General features: G+C 72.7%; 15 protein-coding genes. 5 read left to right on the top strand and 10 right to left on the bottom strand.

Annotated elements, in window-relative coordinates; translation table 11 throughout:
* Positions 1-42 precede the first annotated feature (42 nt).
* The 3 genes from DC008_RS10655 to DC008_RS10645 form a co-directional block, all read right to left on the bottom strand.
* Positions 43-2,310: an ABC transporter permease family protein gene (locus tag DC008_RS10655; RefSeq protein ID WP_108706768.1), complete on the bottom strand. Its 2,268-nt coding sequence runs from the start codon at positions 2,308-2,310 to the stop codon at positions 43-45.
* Positions 2,307-2,924, bottom strand: coding sequence for an ABC transporter ATP-binding protein (locus DC008_RS10650; RefSeq protein ID WP_235074183.1), 618 nt, complete (start codon positions 2,922-2,924; stop codon positions 2,307-2,309). The genes DC008_RS10655 and DC008_RS10650 overlap by 4 nt, the downstream gene beginning before the upstream one ends.
* A 232-nt stretch (positions 2,925-3,156) precedes the next feature.
* Positions 3,157-4,602: an MFS transporter gene (locus DC008_RS10645; RefSeq protein ID WP_108706767.1), complete on the bottom strand. Its 1,446-nt coding sequence runs from the start codon at positions 4,600-4,602 to the stop codon at positions 3,157-3,159.
* Positions 4,603-4,691: 89 nt separating this feature from the next.
* Here DC008_RS10645 and dusB point away from each other — a divergent pair, with 89 nt between their 5' ends.
* Positions 4,692-5,834 (top strand): tRNA dihydrouridine synthase DusB, encoded by a 1,143-nt coding sequence (gene dusB, locus DC008_RS10640; RefSeq protein WP_108706766.1) that lies wholly within the window; start codon positions 4,692-4,694, stop codon positions 5,832-5,834.
* Positions 5,835-5,848: 14 nt separating this feature from the next.
* Here dusB and DC008_RS10635 read toward each other — a convergent pair whose 3' ends face one another.
* The 3 genes from DC008_RS10635 to DC008_RS10625 all read right to left on the bottom strand — a co-directional run bounded on the left by DC008_RS10635 (position 5,849) and on the right by DC008_RS10625 (position 11,201).
* Positions 5,849-7,615, bottom strand: a complete 1,767-nt coding sequence (locus DC008_RS10635) for an alkaline phosphatase family protein (RefSeq protein WP_108706765.1) — start codon at positions 7,613-7,615, stop codon at positions 5,849-5,851.
* Positions 7,616-7,821: 206 nt separating this feature from the next.
* Positions 7,822-9,762, bottom strand: coding sequence for an amylo-alpha-1,6-glucosidase (locus tag DC008_RS10630; RefSeq protein ID WP_108706764.1), 1,941 nt, complete (start codon positions 9,760-9,762; stop codon positions 7,822-7,824).
* Positions 9,759-11,201: an MGH1-like glycoside hydrolase domain-containing protein gene (locus DC008_RS10625; protein ID WP_108706763.1), complete on the bottom strand. Its 1,443-nt coding sequence runs from the start codon at positions 11,199-11,201 to the stop codon at positions 9,759-9,761. Before DC008_RS10625 ends, DC008_RS10630 begins: the two co-directional genes overlap by 4 nt.
* 121 nt (positions 11,202-11,322) lie before the next feature.
* Here DC008_RS10625 and DC008_RS10620 point away from each other — a divergent pair, with 121 nt between their 5' ends.
* A complete protein-coding gene (locus tag DC008_RS10620; RefSeq protein WP_108706762.1) occupies positions 11,323-12,519 on the top strand; it encodes an ROK family transcriptional regulator in 1,197 nt (398 codons plus the stop codon).
* A 451-nt stretch (positions 12,520-12,970) separates the two neighbouring features.
* On the top strand, positions 12,971-15,691 hold the full coding sequence (gene ppdK / locus DC008_RS10615) for a pyruvate, phosphate dikinase (protein WP_108706761.1): 2,721 nt from the start codon (positions 12,971-12,973) through the stop codon (positions 15,689-15,691).
* Positions 15,692-16,575: 884 nt separating this feature from the next.
* On the opposite strand, the gene DC008_RS10605 is transcribed toward ppdK, so the two are convergent.
* Entirely contained in the window at positions 16,576-17,733 is a 1,158-nt protein-coding gene (locus DC008_RS10605) for an alkaline phosphatase PhoX (RefSeq protein WP_108706759.1), read from the bottom strand.
* Positions 17,734-18,123: 390 nt separating this feature from the next.
* Between DC008_RS10605 and DC008_RS10600 the strand changes: the two genes are divergently transcribed.
* Complete coding sequence (locus tag DC008_RS10600; protein WP_108706758.1) at positions 18,124-18,573, top strand: excalibur calcium-binding domain-containing protein; 450 nt, start codon at positions 18,124-18,126, stop codon at positions 18,571-18,573.
* Positions 18,574-18,649: 76 nt separating this feature from the next.
* Positions 18,650-19,618 (top strand): oxidoreductase, encoded by a 969-nt coding sequence (locus tag DC008_RS10595; RefSeq protein WP_108706757.1) that lies wholly within the window; start codon positions 18,650-18,652, stop codon positions 19,616-19,618.
* Between the two features lie 74 nt (positions 19,619-19,692).
* Here DC008_RS10595 and nirD read toward each other — a convergent pair whose 3' ends face one another.
* The 3 genes from nirD to DC008_RS10580 are packed head-to-tail and all read right to left on the bottom strand — an operon-like array spanning position 19,693 to position 23,863.
* Positions 19,693-20,043: a nitrite reductase small subunit NirD gene (gene nirD, locus DC008_RS10590; protein ID WP_108706756.1), complete on the bottom strand. Its 351-nt coding sequence runs from the start codon at positions 20,041-20,043 to the stop codon at positions 19,693-19,695.
* Positions 20,040-22,652 (bottom strand): nitrite reductase large subunit NirB, encoded by a 2,613-nt coding sequence (gene nirB / locus DC008_RS10585; protein ID WP_108706755.1) that lies wholly within the window; start codon positions 22,650-22,652, stop codon positions 20,040-20,042. Before nirB ends, nirD begins: the two co-directional genes overlap by 4 nt.
* Positions 22,652-23,863, bottom strand: coding sequence for an NAD(P)/FAD-dependent oxidoreductase (locus tag DC008_RS10580; protein ID WP_108706754.1), 1,212 nt, complete (start codon positions 23,861-23,863; stop codon positions 22,652-22,654). Before DC008_RS10580 ends, nirB begins: the two co-directional genes overlap by 1 nt.
* Positions 23,864-23,984: the final 121 nt, after the last annotated feature.

Below are 23,984 nucleotides of genomic sequence, written 5' to 3'. Positions count from 1 at the left end.
GGAGTGTGCAGCAACGCCCCACGCGGCCGATACCCCTCCTGGTCAGTCCCGGCGGATCGCCTCGGGGTCGATGCGCCGGCCCGTCAGAGGAAGCGTGCCGACGGCGGCGGCGACCAGGACGCCGAGCGCGGAGACCACCAGCACCGGAACGCCCGCGCCGTCCCAGAGGACCTCGCCGCCGCCCGTCACCAGATAGGCGGTCTCCGCGAGCTTCCCCGCGACCAGGGCCAGGACGAGACCGACCGTGAGCGGCAGGACGACCTGGAGGCACTGGACCGTGCGCAGGACTCGGGGCCGGGCGCCGAGCAGCGCCAGCGCCGTGACCTGCGAACGGCGTTCCACGGCACGGTCCGTCACCGACACCAGGAACGCGGCGACCCCGATCACCAGGCCCATGACCATGCCCGCCACGAGGAGCGTCTTGATGACCGTGAGCTGCTGGAGCGCCTCGATGTTGACGCCCGCCGGGTCCACCTCGGCGGTCGGCGCGATCCCGCCGATGGCGTCCAGCACCGCGCGGACCGTCGACGGGTCCGAGGACGACGCCAGGACGAGGGTCGCGGACACCGGGACGGCACCCGGCGGCAGCTTGCCGGGCGGGACCAGGAGGGCGGCGTTGGACACGTGCGTCACCCCCGGCCCCGTGTACCGCACGGTGTCCTCCGGCACCGGCACCCGCAGGGACAGCGGCCGGCCGTCCTTCCTCAGTGCGAACGTGGAGGTCCCGAACGGCTCGTCCCCGGTGTTCGGATCGGACAGGCGCATGACCTCGCCGTCCACGCAGCCCTCCACCCGCCGGGTCAGCGCGGTCAGTTGGGCGCAGGTGGCGACCAGGGCGTCGGCCTGGTCGTCGTCGCTGTCGCTGTCCAGGTCGTCGTCGAAGGCCATGACGACGGCGGACGTGTCCACGCCGGGGGTCTCCCGGAGCCGCCGCTGCTGGTCCCCGCTCAGCTGTGCCGTCGGCAGTCCGTACTCCTGGGTGGGCGAGGTGGTGCGTGAGACCTGGTTCAGCTCCACCAGGACGCCCTGGGCGAGGGACGCCGAGAACACCAGCAGGACCAGACCGGAGACCACGCGCAGGGCGCTGCCCGGCTCGACCTCGTTGCGGCGCATGGCCAGGCTGAGGGCGAGATTCCCGGACCGCGCGAGGCGTCGGGCGGGCAGATACGACAGCAGGGGCAGCGCGAGCACCAGACCGAGGCCGGTCATCAGGATCCCGGCCGGCATCAGCAGGGCGTTGAGCCCGTCGCTGCGCGCCGGGTGCTCGCGGAGGCCGGTGGCCGCGTAACCGGCGGTGACGCCGAGGCCGGTGACGAACAGCAGGCCCCAGCGGGCCCGGGGCGCCCGGGGGACCGCCGTCCGGCGGGTCGCGAGCGGGGCGCGAGCGGCCGCGCGGGCGCTCGCCCGGCCGACGAACCAGGCCAGCGCCGGGCAGCCGAGGAGGCACAGGGCGGCCGTCCCCGCCGACACCGCGCCGTCGGCGGCATACCACTTCAGACCGGGCAGTCCGGTCCGGGCGACGATCTGGTTGAGCAGCCAGAACTCGCCGAGGCCCAGGGCGGCTCCGAGCAGGGCCGCCACGACGGTCTCGGCGGCGTTGACCCGCTGGGTTCCCTTCGTGCTGAGGCCCAGCAGCCGCAGGGCGGCGAGCCGGCGGTTGCGGCTGGCCGCGGAGAGCTTGGCGCACACCGACAGGAAGACGGCGAGGGGCAGCAGGACGAGGGTGGCCAGGGTGAAGCGGAGGGCCTCCAGCGTGGAGGGGTCGACCACGCGCGAGGGCGGATAGCCCTTCCCGAAGCCCTTCAACGCCCTTGCTTCCGCACCGAGCTGGTGCCGGGTCGCACCGACGTAGGCGTACAGCTCGTCGGGGTCGGTCAGACCGGCCGCGCCGATCAGGCCCTTCTCCGTGCCCGGCACCAGGCCGCTCAGCCCGGGCTCGCGCCGCAGTTGCTCGTGCAGGGCGGGGGAGACGTACACCTCGCCGGGGCGGGGCAGCCGGTCGAGGCCCGGCGGCGGCTCGGGGGTGTCCGCACCACCGATGGCGACGAAGACGCGGCCGAACGGCCGGGAGCCGTGCGGGTCCCGGAACTCCCGCACCCAGGTCCGTCCGGGCTCCGGCTTCCCGATGTGCAGGCGGGGCGAGCGGGCGGCGGCCCGGCCGTCGTGGGCGTCGAGGATCGCCGGGATCGTGAGCACCAGGGCGAGGCAGCACACGCCGAGCGAGCCGCCCAGCGTCATCAACGCGAACCGGACGCGGTTGCCCCGGCCGGAACCGAGCAGCAGCCGCAGTCCGAGCAGGAACTCCCTCATGCCGACCCCTCGGGGGCGAGCACGCCGTCGGTCATGACGTAGCGGCTGTCGGCGCGGGCGGCCACCGACGCGTCGTGGGTCACCAGCAGCACGGCGGTGCCCTGCGAGCGGGCCAGCTGGAGGAACTCCTCGAGGACCGTGCCGGCGTTGGCGCTGTCGAGGGCGCCGGTCGGCTCGTCCGCGAACACCACGGCGGGCCGGTGCACCAGGGCCCGGGCGACGGCGACCCGCTGGTTCTGGCCGCCCGACACCTGGGAGGGCCGCCGCTCCCGCAGATCGGCGATCCCGAGCCGGTCGAGCACCTCGACGGCGGCCTGCAGCGCCGGCCGCTTGCGCCGGCCCGCGAGCCGCAGGGGCAGGGCGGTGTTCTCCTCGATGGTCAGCTCGGGCAGCAACTCGCCGTACTGGAAGACGAACCCGAACCGCTCCCGGCGCAGCGCGCTGATCCCGTCGTCGTCCAGCTCCGCGAACGACCGCCCCTCGAAGCTGATCGTGCCCCGGTCCACGGGCAGCACCCCGGCGAGGCAGTAGAGCAACGACGACTTCCCGGACCCACTGGCCCCGGTGATCGCCGCGACCTCCCCTCGCGCGAGCGCGAGATCCGCCTCCCGCACGGCCGGCGTGGAGCCATAGGCCAGGGCTATGTCCCGGGCGTGCAGGACGGGCGCCGACCGAGGTGTGGAATTGGGCGCGTGGCTGTTGATCGTGTCCCCCGAAGGCCGTAGTGCCCCGGCTGGTCGGACCGGGGTCCCGGGTCGTGCGACGATCTCGTGATCATCGGCAGCGCGGAACAGTAACAGCCCCTGCACATCCGGTCATTGAGGCTTCAATCGGGCGCGATGAACGCTATGCCTCGGCCCGGGCGGACTCCCGCGTCTCCGGGGTCTCCAGCGAATCCGCCGTACGGGCCGCCGTCGTACGGGCCCAAGTGCCCGTCGTCAGGAGGCCCACCAGGAGAACCAGGGCGCCGCAGGCCGCGACGATCCACCAGGCGGGGCGGGCCGCCGTGACGAAGGCGGTGCGGTAGGCGGCCGTGCCGATGCCGGAGGCGAGGACCGCGCCGATCACGGCGACGCCGAGGGCCTGGCCGAGCTGGCGGCTGGTGGAGGCGACGGCGGCGGCGACGCCCGCCTGGGCGCGGGGCATGCCGGACACCGCCGTGTTGGTGATCGGGGCGTTCACGAAGCCGAAGCCGAGCCCGAAGAGGATGTAGCCGAGGACGAGGGTGACGTTGGAGGTCTCCGCCTCGAACGCCGCGAAGAGGACGCCGGACGCCGTCATCGACGCCCCGGCCATCAGCAGCGGCAGCCGTGGACCCCGGTTGCCGACCACCCGCCCGGCCAGCGGCGCGCACACGAAGCACAGTGCGGCCATCGGGAGCATCCACAGGCCCGCGTGCAGGGCGTCCAGGCCGCGGACGTTCTGCAGATACAGCGTCGACAGGAACAGGAAGCCGCCGAGCGCGGCGAACGCGCTGACCGCGATCACCGTCGCCCCGCTGAACGGCGCCGAGCGGAAGAACCGCAGATCGATCAGCGGCTCGGCGCGGCGGGGTTCATGGACGAGGAGGCCGACCAGGGCCGCCAGGGCCAGACCGCCGAAGACCAGGACCTCGGCGGCCGGAGCGGTCGGCGCCTCGATGATCGCGTAGGTCAGCGAGCCGAACAGCAGCATGACCAGCACCTGCCCGACCGGGTCCGCGCGGCGTGCCTTCGCGGCCCGGGACTCGGGCACGAAGCGCAGCGTCAGCAGCAGCGCCGCGAGCCCCACCGGCAGATTGACCCAGAAGATCGCCCGCCAGCCGACCGTCTCCACGAGCAGGCCCCCGATCAGCGGTCCGGCCGCCATGGAGATGCCGACCACCGCGCCCCACACCCCGATGGCCCGCGCCCGCTCACGCGGGTTGGTGAAGGTGTTGGTGATGATCGACATGGCGACCGGGTTGAGCATCGACCCGCCCACGGCCTGCACCATCCGGAAGACGATCAGCGAGTTCAGGCCGGGCGCCAGCGAGCACAGGGCCGAGCCGATCGTGAAGACGACCAGACCCGCCATGAAGACCCGCTTGCGGCCGATCCGGTCCGCCGTCGAGCCCGCCAGCATCAGCAGCGAGGCGAGTACGAGGGTGTACGCGTCGATCGTCCACTGCAGGCCCGAGGTGCTCGCGTGGAGATCGCTCTGGAGCGCGGGGAGGGCGACGTTGAGCGCCGTGTTGTCGAGGCTCACGATCAGCAGGCTCATACAGCAGATCGCGAGGATCAGCAGGCGTCGGCGGTGGGACGGCTCGGGCATGCGGACCAGCGTACGCCGATTTCAATAGTGCGTCTAACTAATGACCAGGGCATCCATCCGCACCCTCCGGCGTACGCGACAATGGGTGGATGCCCACGACCGCCCCGCCCGTGCAGATCGGCCCGCACACCGTCCAGCCGCCCGTCGTCCTGGCCCCCATGGCCGGGATCACCAACGCGCCCTTCCGTACCCTGTGCAGGGAGTTCTCCGGCGGCAAAGGGCTGTTCGTCAGCGAGATGATCACCACCCGGGCGCTGGTCGAGCGCAACGAGAAGACCATGCAGCTGATCCACTTCGACGAGAGTGAGAAGCCGCGGTCGATCCAGTTGTACGGCGTCGACCCCGCCACCGTCGGCAAGGCCGTCCGCATGATCGCGGAGGAGGACCTCGCCGACCACATCGACCTGAACTTCGGGTGCCCCGTGCCGAAGGTGACCCGCAAGGGCGGCGGCTCCGCGCTGCCGTACAAGCGGAACCTGCTGCGCGCCATCCTGCGGGAGGCCGTCAGCGGGGCCGGTGACCTGCCCGTCACCATGAAGATGCGCAAGGGCATCGACGACGACCACATCACCTACCTCGACGCCGGCCGGATCGCCGTCGAGGAGGGCGTCACCGCGATCGCCCTGCACGGCCGCACCGCCGCCCAGCACTACGGCGGCACCGCCGACTGGGACGCCATCGCCCGGCTGAAGGAGCACGTCCCGGAGATCCCCGTCCTCGGCAACGGCGACATCTGGTCCGCCGAGGACGCGCTGCGGATGGTGCGCGAGACCGGTTGCGACGGCGTCGTGGTGGGGCGCGGATGCCTGGGGCGGCCGTGGCTCTTCGCCGACCTGGTCGCCGCCTTCGAGGGCCGCACCGAGGACATCGCCCGCCCGTCCCTGCGCGAGGTCGCCGACGTCATGGTCCGGCACGCCACTCTCCTCGGCGAGTGGATCGGGGAGGAGTCGCGGGGCGTCATCGACTTCCGCAAGCACGTCGCCTGGTACCTCAAGGGCTTCGCCGTCGGCTCCGAGATGCGCAAGCGCCTCGCTATCACCTCCTCGCTGGCCGAGCTGCGCGCGGGCCTGGACGAGCTGGACCTGGACCAGCCCTGGCCCACCGGCGCCGACGGCCCCCGCGGCCGTACGTCCGGCAACAACCGGGTGGTCCTGCCGGACGGCTGGCTGAAGGACCCGTACGACTGCGCGGGCGTGGGCGAGGACGCCGAGCTGGACACCTCCGGCGGCTGACCGGCCCCTCGGGGTCAGCCCTTCGACGGGTGCGGGGTCGAGCCGAACGCCGTCAGGAAGCGGTCTCGGAAGGCGTCCATCCGCCACACCGGGGCGTCCTTCGCGGGCTTCAGACCCTCCGTCCAGCGCCAGCCGTCGATCTTCTCCAGCACCTCGGGGTCCTTCGCCACCACCGAGATCGGCACATCACGGCTGGCCCGCTCGCCGCTGACCCGGGCGATCGGCTGGTGGTCGCCGAGGAAGACCAGCACGGTGTCCTTGGTCCCGTAGCGCTCCAGCCACTGCGTCAGGCTGGTGACCGAGTACTGGATCGACCGGCCGTACTCCTTCCGGGATTCAGTGGTGTTCGTGAGGATGTCCGCCGGTCTGCGGCCCGCCTTCTCGATCGGCCCGAACACCGAGCCGTCGCCGACGTCCTCCCAATCGACCATCCTCGGGATCGGCGCCCACGGCTGATGGCTGGACGTCAGGATGACGAACGACATCAGCGGCCGGTCGTGCGGACGGCCGTGCACCTTCCGCTCGAACGCCTCCAGGGCGTACTGGTCGGGCATGGTCGACCAGCTGAACTTGGGCCCGCGATACCCGAGATCGAACGCGTCGTACACCCGGTCCAGGCCGTACCACTCCGCCTCCGGCCAGCCCTTCTGCACACCCGGCATCACCCCGACCGTGTCCCAGGCGCCGGACTTCTGGAAGGCGCGGGTCAGCGTGAGATGGTCGCCCGCGGTCACCGTGCGATAGCGCCGCTGGTTGTCGATCCACAGGCCCGACATGGTCGTGGAGTGCCCGAGCCAGCTGCTGCCGCCGTACGTCGCCGACGTCAGCCAGCCGCTGCGGGCCCGGTAGCCGGCCGCCGCCAGCGCCTCGGCGCGCTTGTCGAGGGTCCGGCCCACGCCGGGCGCCATGGCCGGGTCCTCCAGGGCGCTGCGGCCGTAGCTCTCGACGAACGCGAAGACCACGTCCTTGCCGCGCAGCGCGGGCAGCAACTGGTCGGGCGGCGTGTTCCCGAACGTGTCCGCCTTGGCCGTCTCGGCGAACGCGGCCTCGTCCCGCAGCGACTGCACCGTACGCATCGTGTGGACCTTGAGCGCCCCGGCCGCCCGGTCGGAGGCCACCGGCAGGCCCGCCAGCTGCAGGCCGAGCGCGGTGCAGAGGACCCACACCGCGCCGGCGACGAGCGCGCCCCGGCCGGCCCGGACCCGGTGCCGGGCCAGCAGATTCGCCAGCCGGACCGTCGCCGCCGACAGCACCGCCATCAGCAGCAGCGCCAGGACGGCGGTGCCGACCGCGGCACCGGTCGCCACACCGCTGCCGAGCGTGTCGGCGACATACGCCTTGGCGTCGGGCAGCAGGTCCCAGTCCAGCGCGGCGTTGAAGCCCCGCCCCAGGTATTCGTTGAACCCCATGTCGAGCAGGTTCAGCAGGGTCACCACGGCCAGCCCCACCCCGTACACGACCGCCGCCACCAGCCGTGGCCGCCGGGGCAGGAGGACCAGCACCGCGACACCGAGGATCGCCTCCGCCGGGATCCGGACGAACCGGTCCGGCCGCAGCCCGGGCAGCGTGTTCGGCAGAAGCAGCGCGCCGATCACGAGCAGCGCGGCGAGCGCGGTGAGCGACCGGCTCAGGCCCTGGGCGGCCAGGGGGTACCGGGTGCGCCAGGCACCGAGCCGGGCGAGCCGGGAGACGGCACCGGGGGCGTCCTCTCCGGCCGCCCCCACCGGCTCGGTCTCGTCGTCGGGGCGGTGCGGTCGGCCACGGCGTATGAAGACGGGCACCCGAAGGTCCTTCCGTACGAAACCCGGTGGGGTGGCGGACCCGGCGTGGGGGTCCGGATCCGCCGTCGTTCCGTACGGGCGGGTGGGCGGCTCCGTTCAGACGACCGGGCCCCGACCCGGCGAACAGCGCGTGAACCGCGTCCTACGCGCTGCCGACCGCCTTGAGCAGAGCCAACGGGGTCCCTGCGAAGAGCGCGTGAACGCGCCTACGCGCCGCCGACCGCCGTGAGCAGAGCCAGCGGGGCCGCCGCCGACCGGGATTCGCGGACACACGCGTGCGGGTACGGCACCGGGCCCGCCGGGTGCGTGTCGCGGCCGTAGCCCGCGATCACCTCCGGCAGCCGGTGACCGGTCGCCGTCGCCGCGTCCACGAGCCCGTGCGCGACCGTGCGGGCCTCGTCGTGCAGCCCGTAGCGGGCCAGCCCCAGGGCGATCAGCGCGTTGTCGTGCGGCCAGACCGAACCCCGGTGGTAGGAGAGCGGATGGTAGGCCGCCTGGCCCGCGGCCAGCGTGCGCACCCCCCAGCCCGAGAAGAAGTCCGGCTCCAGCAGCCGCCGGCCCACCGCCTCCCCGTACTCCTTGTCCAGCAGCCCCGACCACAGCAGATGCCCGGCGTCCGAGGCCAGCGCGTCCAGCGGGTTGCCGTCGCCGTCGAGGGCCAGTGCCGGGAAGTCGTGCTCCCGCATCCAGAAGTCCCGCTGGAAGCGGTCCCGCAGATCACCGGCCGCCTGCTCCAGCAGCGCCGCGTACGTCTCGTCGGCCCACACCGTGCGCGCGAGGACCGCCGTACGGCGCAGGGCGTCGTACGCGTAGCCCTGGGCGCCCGCCGCCATCACCGGGCCGCCGGGCCGGGTCCCGTCGGCGGAACAGATGGCGCCGGGGGAGTCCTTCCAGTTCTGGTTGGCGAGGCCGCCCCGGTCCGCCCGGTACACCAGATAGCCGCGCGAGGTCAGCCCGCCGTGGTCCAGCATCCAGCCGACCGCCGCGCGGGCGTGCGGCTCCAGACGCCGGGCCAGCGCGATGTCCCCGGTCTGCTCCACATACGCGCCGAGGACGACCAGGAAGAGGGGCGTGGCGTCGACCGAACCGTAGTAACGGGCGTACGGGACCTGCCCGAAGTGGGCCAGCTCGCCGTGCCGCACCTCGTGCACGATCTTGCCGGGCTGCGCCACGGACTCGGCGTCGGTCGTCGTCGCCTGCGTCGCGGCCAGGACGGACAGCACGGCGGCCGCCGGACGCGGGTGGTACGGCAGTGCGAACAGCGAGGTCAGCAGGGCGTCCCGGCCCAGCAGCGTCAGGAACCAGGGGGCACCGGCCGCGGGCACCCGCAGCTCCTCCCCGTCGAGGCCGGTCGCCGGGACCTGGAGCGCGGCCAGGTCCCCGAGGCCCCGCGCACAGGCGGCGGCCAGCTCGGGCCAGCCGGTCGGGAAGGCCACGCCCTCCACGAACTCGTTCTCCCGCTCGAGGAGTTGACCGGCGAGCGCGGCGGGGGAGCGGGGCACGCGCAGCGCCCGCCGGTCCCCGTGCGGTCGGGCGATCACCCGCAGGGTCAGCTCGCTCGTGCCGTGCGGCTCCAGGTCCAGCGCCCACACCAGGCGGCGGGCGCCGGTCCCGGTCTCCTCGACGGCGTCCGGGTCCGGGTCGGCCGACACGGTCGTCGACGACTTCCAGGCGCCGCGCCGGTAGCCGAACTCCACGCCGTGGTCGAGGACTCGGCGGGACCGGGTGAGGCCGGACTTCACATACGTGCGGTGGTCGGAGCGCAGTTCGAACTGGTCGGCGAAGTCGGCGTCCGCGGTGACCGCCAGATGGATCGTCGTCGGCACGGGACGGTTGCTGGTCACGCGCAGGCACTCGACGAACGAGCCGTCCCCGACGGCCTGTTCACGGAAGACCGTGTACGCGGGCGGCTCGGACCGCCCACCGCGCGGGACCAGGACACAGCGCGCGGTGTCCCCCTCCGCGACCGGGCTCAGCGCCTCGGGCACGGCCCCGTCCACAGTCAGCTGCCAGCGGCTGAGATGCCGGGCGTCGCGGACGAACAAGCCGTCCGGGGACCCGGTGCTCCGTACCCCGCTGATGTCCCCGCCGTCGCCGACGGCGGCGAACGTCCCCCCGTACACGAGCAGATGATGCCGGTCCGTCATCCCCGGTCCCCTCCCTTGACTCCCTTGAACTCCTCGATGTCCCCGGCCTCCCCGACGGCGACGTCCCCGGCAGGGGGCGTGTCGTCGTGCAGCAGGTCGAGGGTGAGCGCGGCCGTCCAGCCGAAGCCGGTGGCCCCGCAGGCCGCGCCGGTGTACGGGTCGACGTACTCGGCGAAGTCGGAGGCGACGGCCAGCTCCAGCAGCGCGGCGCGCAGCGCGCCGGCCCGCTGATGCTCGCCGTGTACACGCAGGCCGCGCTCCAGCAGCCAGCCGGTGTTGAACCAGGCCGGGCCGCGCCAGTAGCGGTGCGGGTCGAAGGCCTCGCCGAGGAGGTCGTAGGACGGGGCGAGGCGGGTGGTGCCGCCGAGACCGAAGTGCGGGCCGTGGGCCGTGCGCACCAGACGGCCGGCGATGTCCCGGGGCAGCGTGGGCAGCAGCAGGGGGATCAGCCCGGACACACAGCGCTCGGGGATCAGCTCGCCGCCGCGCACATCGCGGCAGAGGAAGATCCCGCGGGCCGGGTCCCAGGTCCGCTCGATCAGGGCCGCCGTCAGCCGCTCGGCGCGCGCCTGCCGGGCCGAACCGGTCGCGCCCAGCTCCCGCGCGATCCGGGCGAGCGCCTGCTCGGAGGCGATCAGCAGGGCGTTGAACGCCGGGTCCTCGACGGCGAACTCCCCGCCCCCGTCGGCGTATCCGCCGTCCCGGTAGTCGGCGGCCAGCCGTACGTACCGCCCGTAGTCCAGGTCCGTCGGACGGTCCTCGGGCGAGCCGTGGTCGAGGTCGGCGCGGCGGAACGTACGGGACGGGGCCGGGGTGACCCGGGCGAGCGGGGCGTCCCAGGCCGGGCTGTTGTCCATGCCCTGCTCCCAGGGGTGGACGACGGACGCGAGCCCGCCGCCGCCCAGGTCGCGGCGGTGCAGCAGATAGCGGTGCCAGGCGGCCAGCCGGGGATACACCCGGGTGAGGAAGCCGCGCGCCCGGGACAGCCCGGGGTCCGCGCGGTGCACCAGCCAGGCCGCGAGGGCGTGCACCGGTGGTTGCACGATGCCGGAGGTCTGTACGGTGCGCGGGGCGCCCGCCGCGCGCCCCGCGGTGGAGGAGCGCCAGAAGTCGGGGCTCGGGAAGTACGCGTCGAGCGGGACGGAGGGGTTGAACACGATGTGCGGGATCCGCCCGTCGCCCCACTGGGCGCCGAGCAGCGTCTCCAGCTCGGTCTGCGCCCGTAACGGCGAGACGTGCCGCAGCCCGATCGCGATGAACGCCGAGTCCCAGGACCACTGGTGGGGATACAGACTGCGGGCGGGCACCGTGGAGCCGCCGGTCCAGTTGTCCGCGAGCACACGAGCGGCCCTGACGTGCGCGGAGGCCGCGTCGGGGGGTGGATCGTATGCGATGTCAGGTGCCGCGCGCAGCGCGGTGAGTTGGGCGGTGCGATCCACTCGGGACTCCCCGAAAGACGTCCGGCCGACCGGGTTCGGTCAGGGCCACCGTAGAGTTACGTCTATTTAACACGCAAAACTCAATATGTAATGCAAGCTTGAGAAACACAAGGGGGTGTGCATGAGCGCACGGGGTCAGGTGAGCGCCGGGGAGCTGCTCCAGCTGGTGCGGAGCGGACGGGCCGTCACACGCGGTGCGCTCCAGCAGGCCACCGGTCTGTCCCGGGCCACCGTCGGACAGCGCCTCGACCGGCTGTTCCGGGCGGGCTGGCTGCGCGAGGGCGCCGGGGGCCCGGTGGGCTCCCCGCTCGGCGGACGCCCGTCCATCACCCTGGAGTTCGACGACTCCCACGCGGTCGTGCTCGCCGCCGACCTGGAGACCCGGCACGCCCGCGCCGCCGTCCTGTCGCTGACCGGCGAGATCCTCGCCGAGCACAGCGGCACCCTCGTCGTGGAGGACGGGCCGGACGCGGTGCTGGGCGACCTGGGCCACTGGTTCGGCGAACTGCTGGAGAAGGCCGGCCACCGGGCCGAGGAGGTCTGCGGCATCGGGCTCGCCGTCCCCGGCCCCGTCGACACCGTGTCCGGCCGGGTCGTCCAGCCGCCGATCATGCCCGGCTGGGACGGCTACGACATCAGAGGACGGCTCGCCCGGGCCTTCACCGAGGCCACCGGCGCCCCACCGGTCCCGGTCCTGGTCGACAACGACGCCAACCTCATGGCGTACGGCGAACAGCGCACCGGCTTCCCGGACTGCTCGGCGTTCGTGCTGGTCAAGGTCTCCACCGGTATCGGCGCCGGGGTCGTCGTCGACGGCTCGCTCTTCCGGGGCATCGACGGGGGCGCGGGCGACATCGGGCACATCCGGGTGGGCGCCGAGGCGCTGTGCCGCTGCGGCTCGTACGGCTGTCTGGCCGCCGTCGCGAGCGGTGGCGCCGTGGCCCGGCGGCTGGCGGAGGACGGCGTGCCCGCCGCCTCGGGCTCGGACGTGCGGGACCTGCTGGCGGCCGGGCACCCGGCGGCGTCCGCGCTGGCCCGGGAGGCCGGACGGCAGGTCGGGGACGTCCTGGCGACCGTGGTGACGCTGCTGAACCCCGGGGTGCTGATGATCGCCGGGGACCTCGCCGGCACCGCCTTCCTCACCGGCGTACGGGAGCTGCTGTACCAGCGGGCGCTGCCGCGCTCCACCGCTCATCTGCACGTGGTGACCTCGCGGCTGGGGGAGCGGGCCGGTCTCGTCGGCGCCGGGGCGCTGGTCGTGGAGCACCTGTACGCGCCGGAGCGGGTGGAGGAACGGCTGGTGGCGCTGGGGGTGTGAGGCCTGGTGGCGCCGGGTGTGACGCCTGGCGCCGGCGGGTGTGTGACACCCGCGTTTCGGTCGCGCGACACGTCCGCATGGTGAAATCCGGGTCCCTGTGGCAGCGTGATTCTCGCCACCCTTGATAAGGGCGACGCTCAGATGAGCGGATCTTGAGCGGCTGCACTTCTCCAAGGGGTGGCACTGGGTGCCACCCCTTGATCGTTCATCGATCGAACTCAGACGTGCGGTAAGTCCGCTCATGTGAGCGGTGGACGCCTCTTCCGTGGGGCGATGCGTTCAAGAAGTGAAAACATAACCCCGTCCTGGCTTGCCAAGCTTTGACTTTCGATCCACTGGCGGACGGGTGGTTACAGGCGTATGACGCGTCGGTGGACGTACCCAGGCGCCTTCGATCTGGGTATGTTCCTGGCCGTCAGGGCAGCCACCACGTCCTCGAGGGAGTCGAGCCGTGTCGGAAAACAAAGATCCTCACGTAACGAAGTTCGTTTACGACTTCACCGAGGGAAACAAAGACCTCAAGGACCTCCTGGGTGGCAAGGGCGCCAACCTCGCCGAGATGACCAACCTGGGACTTCCGGTTCCCCCCGGCTTCACCATCACCACCGAAGCCTGCAAGGTCTACCTCGACAGCGGCGAGGAGCCGGCGGCACTGCGTGACGAGGTGAGTGCGCACCTCGACGCCCTCGAGCAGAAGATGGGCAAGAGGCTCGGCCAGGCCGACGACCCGCTGCTCGTCTCGGTCCGCTCCGGCGCGAAGTTCTCGATGCCCGGCATGATGGACACCGTCCTCAACATCGGTCTCTCCGACAAGTCGGTGCAGGGCCTCGCCAAGCAGGCCGGCGACGACCGCTTCGCGTGGGACTCCTACCGCCGTCTCATCCAGATGTTCGGCAAGACCGTCCTCGGCGTCGACGGCGACCTCTTCGAGGAGGCGCTGGAGAAGGCCAAGGAGGTCAAGAAGGTCACGGTCGACACCGACCTGGAGGCCGCCGACCTCAAGAAGCTGGTCACCGCCTTCAAGAAGATCGTCAAGAAGGAGGCCGGCCGGGACTTCCCGCAGGACCCGCGCGAGCAGATGGACCTCGCCATCAAGGCGGTCTTCGACTCGTGGAACGGCGACCGCGCGAAGCTCTACCGCCGCCAGGAGCGCATCCCGCACGACCTCGGCACCGCCGTCAACGTCTGCTCGATGGTCTTCGGCAACCTCGGCCCCGACTCCGGCACCGGCGTCGCCTTCACCCGCGACCCCGCCTCCGGCCACCAGGGCGTCTACGGCGACTACCTGCAGAACGCGCAGGGCGAGGACGTCGTCGCGGGCATCCGCAACACCGTGCCGCTCGCCGAGCTGGAGACGATCGACAAGAAGTCGTACGACCAGCTGATGCAGATCATGGAGACGCTGGAGAACCACTACAAGGACCTCTGCGACATCGAGTTCACGATCGAGCGCGGTCAGCTGTGGATGCTCCAGACCCGGGTCGGCAAGCGCACCGCGGGCGCCGCGTTCCGGATCGCCACGCAGCTCGTCGACCAGGGCCTGATCGACGAGGCCGAGGCGCTCCAGCGCGTCAACGGCGCCCAGCTCGCCCAGCTGATGTTCCCCCGCTTCGACGAGACCGCGAAGGTCGAGCAGGTCGGCCGCGGCATCGCGGCGTCGCCGGGCGCGGCGGTCGGCAAGGCGGTCTTCGACTCGTACACGGCCGTGAAGTGGTCGCGTTCGGGCGAGAAGGTCATCCTGGTCCGCCGGGAGACCAACCCCGACGACCTGGACGGCATGATCGCCGCCGAGGGCATCCTCACCTCCCGCGGCGGCAAGACCTCCCACGCGGCCGTCGTCGCGCGCGGCATGGGCAAGACCTGTGTCTGCGGCGCGGAGGAGCTGGAGGTCGACACCAAGCGCCGCCGGATGACGGTGCCGGGCGGTCACGTCGTCGAGGAAGGCGACGTGATCTCCATCGACGGCTCCAGCGGCAAGGTCTACCTGGGCGAGGTCCCGGTGGTCCCGTCCCCGGTCGTGGAGTACTTCGAGGGCCGGATGCACGCCGGCGCCGACGACGCCGACGAGCTCGTCCAGGCCGTGCACCGGATCATGGCGTTCGCCGACCGCAAGCGCAGCCTGCGGGTGCGCGCCAACGCCGACAACGCCGAGGACGCGCTGCGCGCCCGCCGGTTCGGCGCCCAGGGCATCGGCCTGTGCCGCACCGAGCACATGTTCCTCGGTGACCGCCGCGAGCTGGTCGAGCGCCTGATCCTCGCGGACACGCAGGAGGACCGCGAGGCCGCCCTCGCGGAGCTGCTGCCGCTGCAGAAGAAGGACTTCGTCGAACTGTTCTCGGCGATGGACGGCCTGCCGGTGACGGTCCGTCTGCTCGACCCGCCGCTGCACGAGTTCCTGCCGGACATCACCGAGCTGTCGGTCCGCGTGGCCCTGGCGGAGTCCCGCCAGGAACCGCACGAGAACGAACTGCGCCTCCTCCAGGCGGTGCACCGCCTGCACGAGCAGAACCCGATGCTGGGCCTGCGCGGCGTACGCCTCGGCCTGGTCATCCCCGGCCTGTTCACCATGCAGGTCCGCGCGATCGCGGAGGCGGCCGCCGAGCGCAAGAACGCCAAGGGCGACCCGCGCGCCGAGATCATGATCCCGCTCGTCGGCACGGTCCAGGAGCTGGAGATCGTCCGCGAGGAGGCCGACCAGGTCATCGCGGAGGTCGAGGCGGCGACGGGCACGAAGCTCAAGCTGTCGATCGGCACGATGATCGAACTCCCGCGCGCCGCGCTCACCGCCGGTCAGATCGCGGAGGCCGCGGAGTTCTTCTCCTTCGGCACGAACGACCTCACCCAGACGGTGTGGGGCTTCAGCCGCGACGACGTGGAGGCCTCCTTCTTCACGGCGTACCTGGAGAAGGGCATCTTCGGCGTCAGCCCCTTCGAGACGATCGACAAGGACGGCGTCGGCTCCCTGGTCGCCGCCGCCGCGAAGGCCGGCCGCGCCACCCGCCCCGACCTCAAGCTCGGCGTCTGCGGCGAACACGGCGGCGACCCGGAGTCGGTCCACTTCTTCCACGAGGTGGGTCTGGACTACGTCTCCTGCTCCCCGTTCCGCATCCCGGTGGCCCGCCTGGAGGCCGGCCGCGCGGCAACCCAGTCGGAGGGCAGCGACCACCGCTGACCCACCCCCGAACCCGGAGTCGCCGTCCGTCCCCGACCCTCAGTACCGATGGGCGGCGACTCCGGAGCACGAAGAAGGGCGGCACCCTGTGCGGGGGTGCCGCCCTCCCGTGCATACGAGGTTTGCTCGCCCCAGCATCCGTCGCCGACCGTGGTTTACCGCGATGCACCGCATCCGACGCCGCGCGCTGTTCCACCGCGGATTACGGGACAGCCCTTAGCTGTTCCGCGTCCGGCTTCAGCGGCCACATCAGGCGCAGTGTGGATGCACATGTGGTTGGCGTCGGCGGCCAGCTCGTTCGTACCGGGCGCCGTCAGGTTGTTCGCCGAGCGCGACCGCAGTCTGCTCGCCCGCGCAGTCATCGTCGGCGGCACGACCACCCGCGGGCCACCCCGTCTGCTGATCACCGCCGACGCGGGCGGCGCCAACGGCTACCGCACCCGCGCCTGGAGGAGCGAACTCGGCGCGCGTATCTGTCACCTGCCGCCCGGCAGTCGACCTTCTGTGTACGGTCCTCGTGTGCGGCCGCTGTGTTGCGCACGCAGCGAGCTGAGTTATGGATGAGTGGCGTCTGTTCTGGACCGGGTCGGCGGTTCCCCGACTGGCGGTCGAGACGATGTGCTGGGCACCTGGGGCGACTTGGCTGAGCGGGAGCGATTGCTCAGGGGCCGGCCCGGACAGCCGATCCTTCTCGCACAGGACGGCCGCGTCGATCCCGGGTGAGCGCGGTCTTCCGGCATCGGGACTTCGCCAGGAAGGCCGAGGGCACCAAGGAGACGTACGCACGGGAGTAACGGCTGTTCTTCACCTATCTCTGGCGCCGCGGACAGTCATGTTGCCGCCGGCCGGGGTATCGACCAGCCGGCGGCCTGGCGCGTGCGGGGCTACGCGCGGAACGGGCCCCTCACCTCGTAGGTGATGCCGCCCGAGGAACTGCCGGTGGTGCCCCGCTGGCTGGAGAAGTACAGGCGGGTGCCGTCCGGGGAGAAGGCGGGGCCCGTGATCTCCGAGGAGGACTGGCCGTCGACGCGCAGGAACGGGGCGACCACGTCGTCCGGTGTGATCACGCAGATCTCCATGGTGCCGCCGTCCTCGGCGACGAACAGGTCTCCGGAGGCGGAGCCGGTGATGTTGTCGACGCCGGTGAGCGGGGCCGTGCCGCTGACGAGGGAGTCGTCGTAGGCCAGCTCGTACGTGCTGCTGAGGAGGTTCAGCTGCCAGACGCGGTTGTCGCCCTTGGTGGTGAACCAGACCTTGTCGTCCGCGTAGTGGCAGCCCTCCCCGCCGTTGAAGGACTTCGAGCCGGAGACCTGGGAGCGGGTCACGGTGGGGGAGCCGTCCGGGTCGGGGACGTCGGCCCAGGTGAAGGAGCCGGACGTGCCGGTGCCCGCGACCATCACCTGGAGCGTGCCGGCGGACAGGTCGCCCCATGCCGTCGGCACGAAACGGTAGAAGCGGCCGTTCGTCTCGTCCTCGGTCAGGTAGATCACCCTGCGCACCGGGTCGGCGGCGGCCGCCTCGTGCTTGAAGCGGCCCATCGCCGCTCGCCGCACCGCCGCCTTCGTCCCCCACGGGTCGGTCTCGTACACGTATCCCAACGACACCTCCTCGCAGGACAGCCAGGTGTTCCACGGCGTCTTCCCGCCCGCGCAGTTCTGCCGGGTGGAGGAGAGGATGCGGTACGCGGCCGTGATCGAGCCCGTCGCCGAGAAGCGCACCGCGCTCGCGCCGCCCGAGGGGTTGATCTCCGAGTTGGAGACGTAGATCCAGCCGCTGCCGTCGGCGTAACACGCCCCGCCGTCGGGGGCGTTGTGCCAGGTGTACGACGTTCCCGGGACCGTCTGGCCGGAGCGGGCGATGACCCGGCTGGTGAAGCCGGCGGGGAGTCTGATGCCGTTGGTGTCGGGGGCGCCCAGTGATCCGTAGGGTCCGGTGCCGGGCTGGGCCGGGGCCGCGTGGGCGGCGCCGCGCCACAGGGAGCCGCCGAAGGCGGCGGTCGAACCGCCGAGGACGGCCGCACGCAGAAGGCTACGACGTTCCACTCTCACTCCAAGAGATGCCGTACCGCCCCGCCGCCGGTCGACGACGGGGGCCGTGCGAGGGAGCGGCACCGACCGTAGGGGGCGGGGATGGACGGGATGTGGCCGTGGCGTGGCTGCCGGGCGGCGGGCCGGGGCCTTCGGTTCCGGCGCCGAGTCGGCGGACTCGCCGCGTCAGTCGTGGACCCGTGATCCATGCGGAGAGCTACCGTGCGGTCACGTCACGTTAGGGTCACGGGTCCCCCATATCCCCCCGTCGCATCCGCGGCCCCTGGCTAGGTTCGTCACCTCGTGAACCACCTCTCGGATGCGTTCGCACCACGTGAACCCCGGCACGCCGCTCGGACCACCTCTGTCACGCGCGCCGTCCGAGTCATCAGGGAAGGACCCGCCGTGAACCCGCTCCGTACCCCCGGCGCCCTCGTCGCCGCGCTGGCAGTGGCCGCGCTGCCCGCCACCGCCGTCGCCCATGACGGGAACCACCCGTTCACGAACTGCGCCGAGGCGTACGCGAGCGGGTACTCCGACATTCCCCGCGGCGACCGGCACTACGGCTCCCACCTGGACCGGGACGGCGACGGCCTCGGCTGCGACAGCCCTCCCGCCGGCTTCGTCCCGGCGGCCGACGACAAGACTGACGAGAAGGCGTCCGACGACACGGCGTCCGACGACAAAGAGACCGGGGTCGGTGCCGCCGCGGACGACACCGGCCAGAGCGACACCGACCTCGCCGAGACCGGCGGCTCCGACAGCACGCCGTACATCGCGGCGGGCGGTCTGGTCGCCGTGCTCGCCGGGGGCACGGTGATGCTGGCGGTCCAGCGGCGGCGCGCGAACCGCTGACATGCGGCGAGCCGGTCCGGCCGCTCATAGGCTGGGACCGGCGCCCACGCGGCGACCCGCGCGGAAGGAGCCCCGCATGGCCCGCACGCCCCGCCTGCCCTCCACTCCCCGCCTGCCCGGCACATCCGGCTGGAGCACCCGCGACATCCCCGCCCTCGACGGCCGGACCGCCGTCGTCACCGGGGCCAACGGCGGCATCGGCCTCGCCACCGCACGGGAGCTGGCGGCACACGGGGCGCGCGTGGTGCTCGCCTGCCGCAGCGAGGCCCGGGGCGCGGCGGCGAAGGACCGGCTGTCCGGCGAGGTCCCCGGCGCACGGCTCGAGGTGCGGCGGCTGGACCTCGCCGACCTCGGCTCGGTGCGCGAGTTCGCCGCCACGCTGCCGTACGACCGGCTCGATCTGCTGGTGAACAACGCCGGGGTGATGGCCCTGCCGTACGGGACGACGGCCGACGGGTTCGAGACGCAGTTCGGCGTCAACCACCTGGGGCACTTCGCGCTCACCGGCCTGCTGCTGCCCGCCCTGCTGGCGGCGCCCGGCGCCCGGGTGGTGGCCCTCTCGAGCCCGGCGCACCTGATGGGCAACGTCGATCTTCGCGACCTGAACAGTGAGCGCCGGTACCGGAAATGGACCGCCTACGCGCGGTCCAAGTCGGCCAATCTGCTCTTCGTCCACGAGCTGGTGCGACGGCTGGCGGCGCGGGACGCGGACGTGGTGGCGGCCGCGGCCCATCCCGGGTACGCGGACACCGGGCTCCAGGCCGCCGGGCCGCGGATGGCGGGCAGCCGTACCGGCGAACGCCTCGCGCACCTCGCCAACCGCGTCTTCGCACAGCCGGCGACGGCGGGCGCGCTGCCGGTCCTGTACGCGGCCACCGCCCCCGGCGTACGGCCCGACTCCTTCACGGGCCCGGCGCTCCTGAACTGGCGCGGCGCGCCCGCCCCGGCCTGGCGGGCCCCCTGGACCCTCGACGACCGGGCGAGCGCCCTCCTCTGGGACGCCTCGGCCCGCCTGACCGGAGTGCCCTACGAGGCCCTACGGTGACCGGAGTGCACTACGAGGCCCTACGGTGACCGGAGTGCACTACGAGGCCCTACGGCCCTGACCGCAGACCCCCGTCACCCCGCCCGCACCTCGTACGTCCCCACCCGTACCTCCTCGTCGTCCAGGCACTGTCCCGTCTCCAGGTCGAACCGCTGCTTCAGCAGCGGGGAGCCGACGAACGGGCGGCCCCGGTGGGTGCCGGTGAGGCCGCGGGAGAGGACCGCCGCGCCGCCGAACGGGTCGCGGTTGTCGATGGCGTACAGCCGGCCGGCGCGGTCGCGGAACAGGGCGACCTGACCGCCGTCCGGGAGCAGGGCCGCCACGCCCCGGCCGGGCAGCAGCCGGGCCAGGTCGCACACCGGGAGCCAGTGGCCGCCCACCCGGACGTGGACCTTCACATCGGTGATCTCGGGAGCCAGGGTCATCGCTGGGCGCTTCCTTCCAGGACGTCTTCGGCGCGGGGACGCAGGCCGATGGACAGCAGGGGCAGGTCGGGCTTGATCTGGTCGCGCTCCGGGACGAAGCCGACGACCGGGTCGGGGGTGTCGGGAGCGTTCACGAAGGACACGAACCGGGCGAGCTTCTCGGGGTCGTTGATGGTCTCGGCCCACTCGTCGCGGTAGTGCGAGACATGCGCCGCCATCAGGGACTCCAGCTCCTCGCAGATGCCGAGGGAGTCCTCCACGACGACGTCGCGGACGTGGTCCAGGCCGCCCGGGATCCGCTCCAGCCAGACGCTGGTGCGCTCCAGACGGTCCGCGGTGCGGATGTAGAACATCAGGAACCGGTCGATGAGCCGGATCAGTTCGCCGTCGGAGAGGTCCTGGGCGAGCAGGTCCGCGTGGCGCGGGGTGGCGCCGCCGTTGCCGCCGACGTAGAGGTTCCAGCCGTTGGCGGTGGCGATGACGCCGAAGTCCTTGGACTGGGCCTCCGCGCACTCGCGCTGGCAGCCGGAGACCGCCGACTTCAGCTTGTGCGGCGACCGGAGCCCCCGGTAGCGCAGCTCCAGGTCGATCGCCATGCGGACCGAGTCCTGGACGCCGTACCGGCACCAGGTCTGCCCGACGCAGGACTTCACCGTGCGCAGCGACTTGCCGTAGGCGTGGCCGGACTCGAAGCCGGCGTCGACCAGCCGGGCCCAGACCAGGGGCAGTTGCTCGACGCGGGCGCCGAACATGTCGATCCGCTGACCGCCGGTGATCTTCGTGTAGAGGCCGAAGTCCCGGGCGATCTCGCCGATCACGATGAGCCCCTCCGGGGTGATCTCACCGCCGGGGATGCGCGGGACGACCGAGTACGAGCCGTTCTTCTGCAGGTTGGCGAGGAAGTGGTCGTTGCTGTCCTGCAGGGCCGCCTGCTCGCCGTCGAGGACATAGCCGCTGGCGCCGATCGTGGGGGCGAGGGACGCGATGATCGACGCGACCGTCGGCTTGCAGATCTCGCAGCCGTCGCCGCCCCGTGCGCCGTCCCGGCCGTAGCGGTCGAGCAGGTCCTGGTGGGTGGTGATGCGCAGGGCGAGGACGATCTCGTACAGCTCCTCGCGGGTCTGCCCGAAGCAGCCGCACAGGCCCTTGTCGACCTCGACGCCGGACGCCTCCAGCTCGGCGGTGACCAGCTGGCCGAGGACCTTGACGCAACTGCCGCAGCCCGTACCGGCCTTGGTGCACTTCTTCACCTCGGGGACGGTGGTGCAGCTGTGCTCGGTGACCGCGCCGCGGATCGTGCCCTTCGTGACGTTGTGGCACGAGCAGATGACGGCGTCGTCGGGCAGGGCCGACGGGCCGAGTTGCGCCGGGGCGCCCGCGCCGGCCGGCAGCACCAGCGACTCGGGGGAGACCGGCGGGACCGAGCCGGTGAAGGCGCGCAGCGTGCCGTACGCCTCCGCGTCCCCGACCAGGATGCCGCCGAGCAGGGTGCCGTCCCGGCCGACGACCAGCTTCTTGTACAGACCCGCGCGGGAGTCGGAGTAGACGACGTCCAGGCAGTCCTCGGCGGTGCCGTGCGCGTCGCCGAACGAGGCCACGTCCACGCCGAGCAGCTTCAGCTTGGTGGAGAGGTCGGCGCCGGTGAAGGACGCCTCGTCCTCGGCGATCGTCGCGGCGGCCGTCTCGGCCTGCTCGTAGCCGGGCGCCACCAGGCCGTACACCCGGCCGTCGGAGGCCAGGGCGCACTCGCCGATCGCGAAGACGTGCGGGTCGGAGACCGTGCGGCACTGCTCGTCGACGGCGATGCCGCCGCGCTCGCCGACCGTCAGACCGCAGTCGCGGGCCAGCTGGTCGCGGGGGCGGACACCGGCGGAGAACACCACCATGTCGGCGGCGAGTTCGGAGCCGTCGGACAGCTTCATCCCGGTCACGGCACCGGCGGCGTCGACCACGATCTCCTGGGTGCCGACCCCCGTGTGCACGCTGAGGCCCATGTCCTCGATGGTGCGCAGCAGGGCCGCGCCGCCGCCCTCGTCGACCTGCACCGGCATCAGCCGGGGCGCGAACTCCACGATGTGCGCCTGCACGCCGAGGCCCTTGAGCGCGCCGGCCGCCTCCAGGCCGAGCAGACCGCCGCCGACCACGGCACCGACGGTGGCGCGGGACTTCGCGTACTCCTCGATCGCGAGCAGGTCCTCGATCGTGCGGTAGACGAAGCAGCCGTCGGCGTCCTTGTTCGGCACGGGCGGCACGAACGGGTACGAGCCGGTGGCGAGGACCAGCGTGTCGTAGCCGAAGACCTCACCGGACCGGGCGGTGACCTTGCGGGCCTCGCGGTCGACGGCGACCGCCGGGTCGCCGACGTACAGCTCGATGCCGTGCGTCTCGATGAACTCCATGTCGGTCATCGACAGGTCCTCGGGCGTCCTGCCCGAGAAGTAGGAGGTGAGCGCCACACGGTCGTACGCCGGACGCGGCTCCTCACAGAGCACGACCACGCGGTGCGTGGCGGTCAGGCCGCGCTCGGCGAGCGCCTCGAGGAAGCGCTGGCCGACCATGCCGTGGCCGACGAGCACGATCGTGGGGGTCGCCCCGGGGGTGGCCGTCATCAGGAGCCTCCATCGTTGGTGAGCAGGTGCAGCAGAGGGGCGTCGCCGGGGAGCGGCTCGGCGCCCTCCCAGGCGCGGGCGAGCGCGCCGACGGTGCCGAGTTCGCCGACGAGGACCCCGCCGACCAGGCGGTCGTCGCGGACGACGACCTTGCGGTAGGTGCCGCGCGTGGCGTCGGTCAGCTGGACGACGTCGTCCCCGGGCAGGGGTTCGGTCTCGCCGAACGCGGCGAGGTCGAAGAAGCCCTCTCCGGCGAGCGTCAGCCGGGTCAGCGCGCGGGTGCCCAGGTAGCGGGCGGTGCCGTCCCCGGCCAGCGCCTCGGCGAGCACGTCGGCCTGTTCCAGCGCGGGCGCGGCGAGCCCGTACACCGTCCCGGCGTGCTGGGCGCAGTCGCCGACGGCCCGGATGTGCGGGTCGGAGGTGCGCAGCTCGTCGTCGACGACGACGCCCTTGCGGACCTCCAGGCCGGCGGCCTTGGCGAGCCCCACCCGGGGGTGCACACCGCAGGCCAGGACGACCAGGTCCGCGTCGAGCGCGTAGCCGTCGGCCATCTCCACCGAGCGGACCGCGCCGCCGACGCAGCGCACGTCCCGGACCCGCAGCTCGGTGTGGACCTCGACGCCGAGGCCGGTCAGATGCCGCCGGACCAGCGCGGAGGCGGCCGGGTCGAGCTGGCGCTCCATCAGCCGCTCGGACTGCTGGGCGAGCACGACCTGGGCGCCGCGCAGCGCCAGTGCCCGGGCGGCGGAGACCCCGAGGAGCCCGCCGCCGATCACGACGGCCCGCACGCCCGGCCGGACCGCCTTGGACAGGCCGAGGCAGTCGTCGAGGGTGCGGAAGGCGTGGACGCCCTCCGGCAGCTCGTGGTCGGGGGTGAACAGGCCGCGCAGCGGCGGGAGCACCGGGTTGGAGCCGGTGGCCAGCACGAGGGTGCCGTATCCGATCGACTGCCCGTCCGCGAGGTGCACGGTGCGGGCCGCGCGGTCGACGCCGGTGACCCGGCCGCGGACCAGCCCGGCGGGCTCGGGCAGCGCGATGACGTCCGGGCTGTAGCGGCCGGCCAGCACCTCCGCGAGCAGGACGCGGTTGTACGGGCGGTGCTCCTCGTCGCCGACGAGCGTCACGTCCGTGCCGAGCTCGCCGAGGCGCCGGGCGAGCCGTACGCCCGCGAGGCCGGCGCCGATCACCACCACACGCGTATTCGAGGTCATGCGAACGAGCCTGCGGGCCGGGTGTTTCCCGGCAGCATCCCTTCTGTTTCCCGTGCGGAACGCTGCCCTCAGCAGGGGCGGGGTGCGGATGTGAGGGTTCGACGGGGCAGGTGAGGGGCCG

This window comes from Streptomyces nigra (assembly GCF_003074055.1).
Classification (GTDB): Bacteria; Actinomycetota; Actinomycetes; order Streptomycetales; family Streptomycetaceae; genus Streptomyces; species Streptomyces nigra.
The sequence above is the reverse complement of the archived record's forward strand: the minus strand, read 5'-3'. Positions and strand labels throughout refer to the sequence as shown.

Coding starts and splice junctions, on each gene's coding strand:
- DC008_RS10655 (WP_108706768.1), bottom strand. CDS start 2,310: ATGAGGGAGTTCCTGCTCGGACTGCGGCTGCTGCTCGGTTCCGGCCGG.
- DC008_RS10645 (WP_108706767.1), bottom strand. CDS start 4,602: ATGCCCGAGCCGTCCCACCGCCGACGCCTGCTGATCCTCGCGATCTGC.
- dusB (WP_108706766.1), top strand. CDS start 4,692: ATGCCCACGACCGCCCCGCCCGTGCAGATCGGCCCGCACACCGTCCAG.
- DC008_RS10630 (WP_108706764.1), bottom strand. CDS start 9,762: ATGACGGACCGGCATCATCTGCTCGTGTACGGGGGGACGTTCGCCGCC.
- DC008_RS10620 (WP_108706762.1), top strand. CDS start 11,323: ATGAGCGCACGGGGTCAGGTGAGCGCCGGGGAGCTGCTCCAGCTGGTG.
- DC008_RS10595 (WP_108706757.1), top strand. CDS start 18,650: ATGGCCCGCACGCCCCGCCTGCCCTCCACTCCCCGCCTGCCCGGCACA.
- nirD (WP_108706756.1), bottom strand. CDS start 20,043: ATGACCCTGGCTCCCGAGATCACCGATGTGAAGGTCCACGTCCGGGTG.
- nirB (WP_108706755.1), bottom strand. CDS start 22,652: ATGACGGCCACCCCCGGGGCGACCCCCACGATCGTGCTCGTCGGCCAC.
- DC008_RS10580 (WP_108706754.1), bottom strand. CDS start 23,863: ATGACCTCGAATACGCGTGTGGTGGTGATCGGCGCCGGCCTCGCGGGC.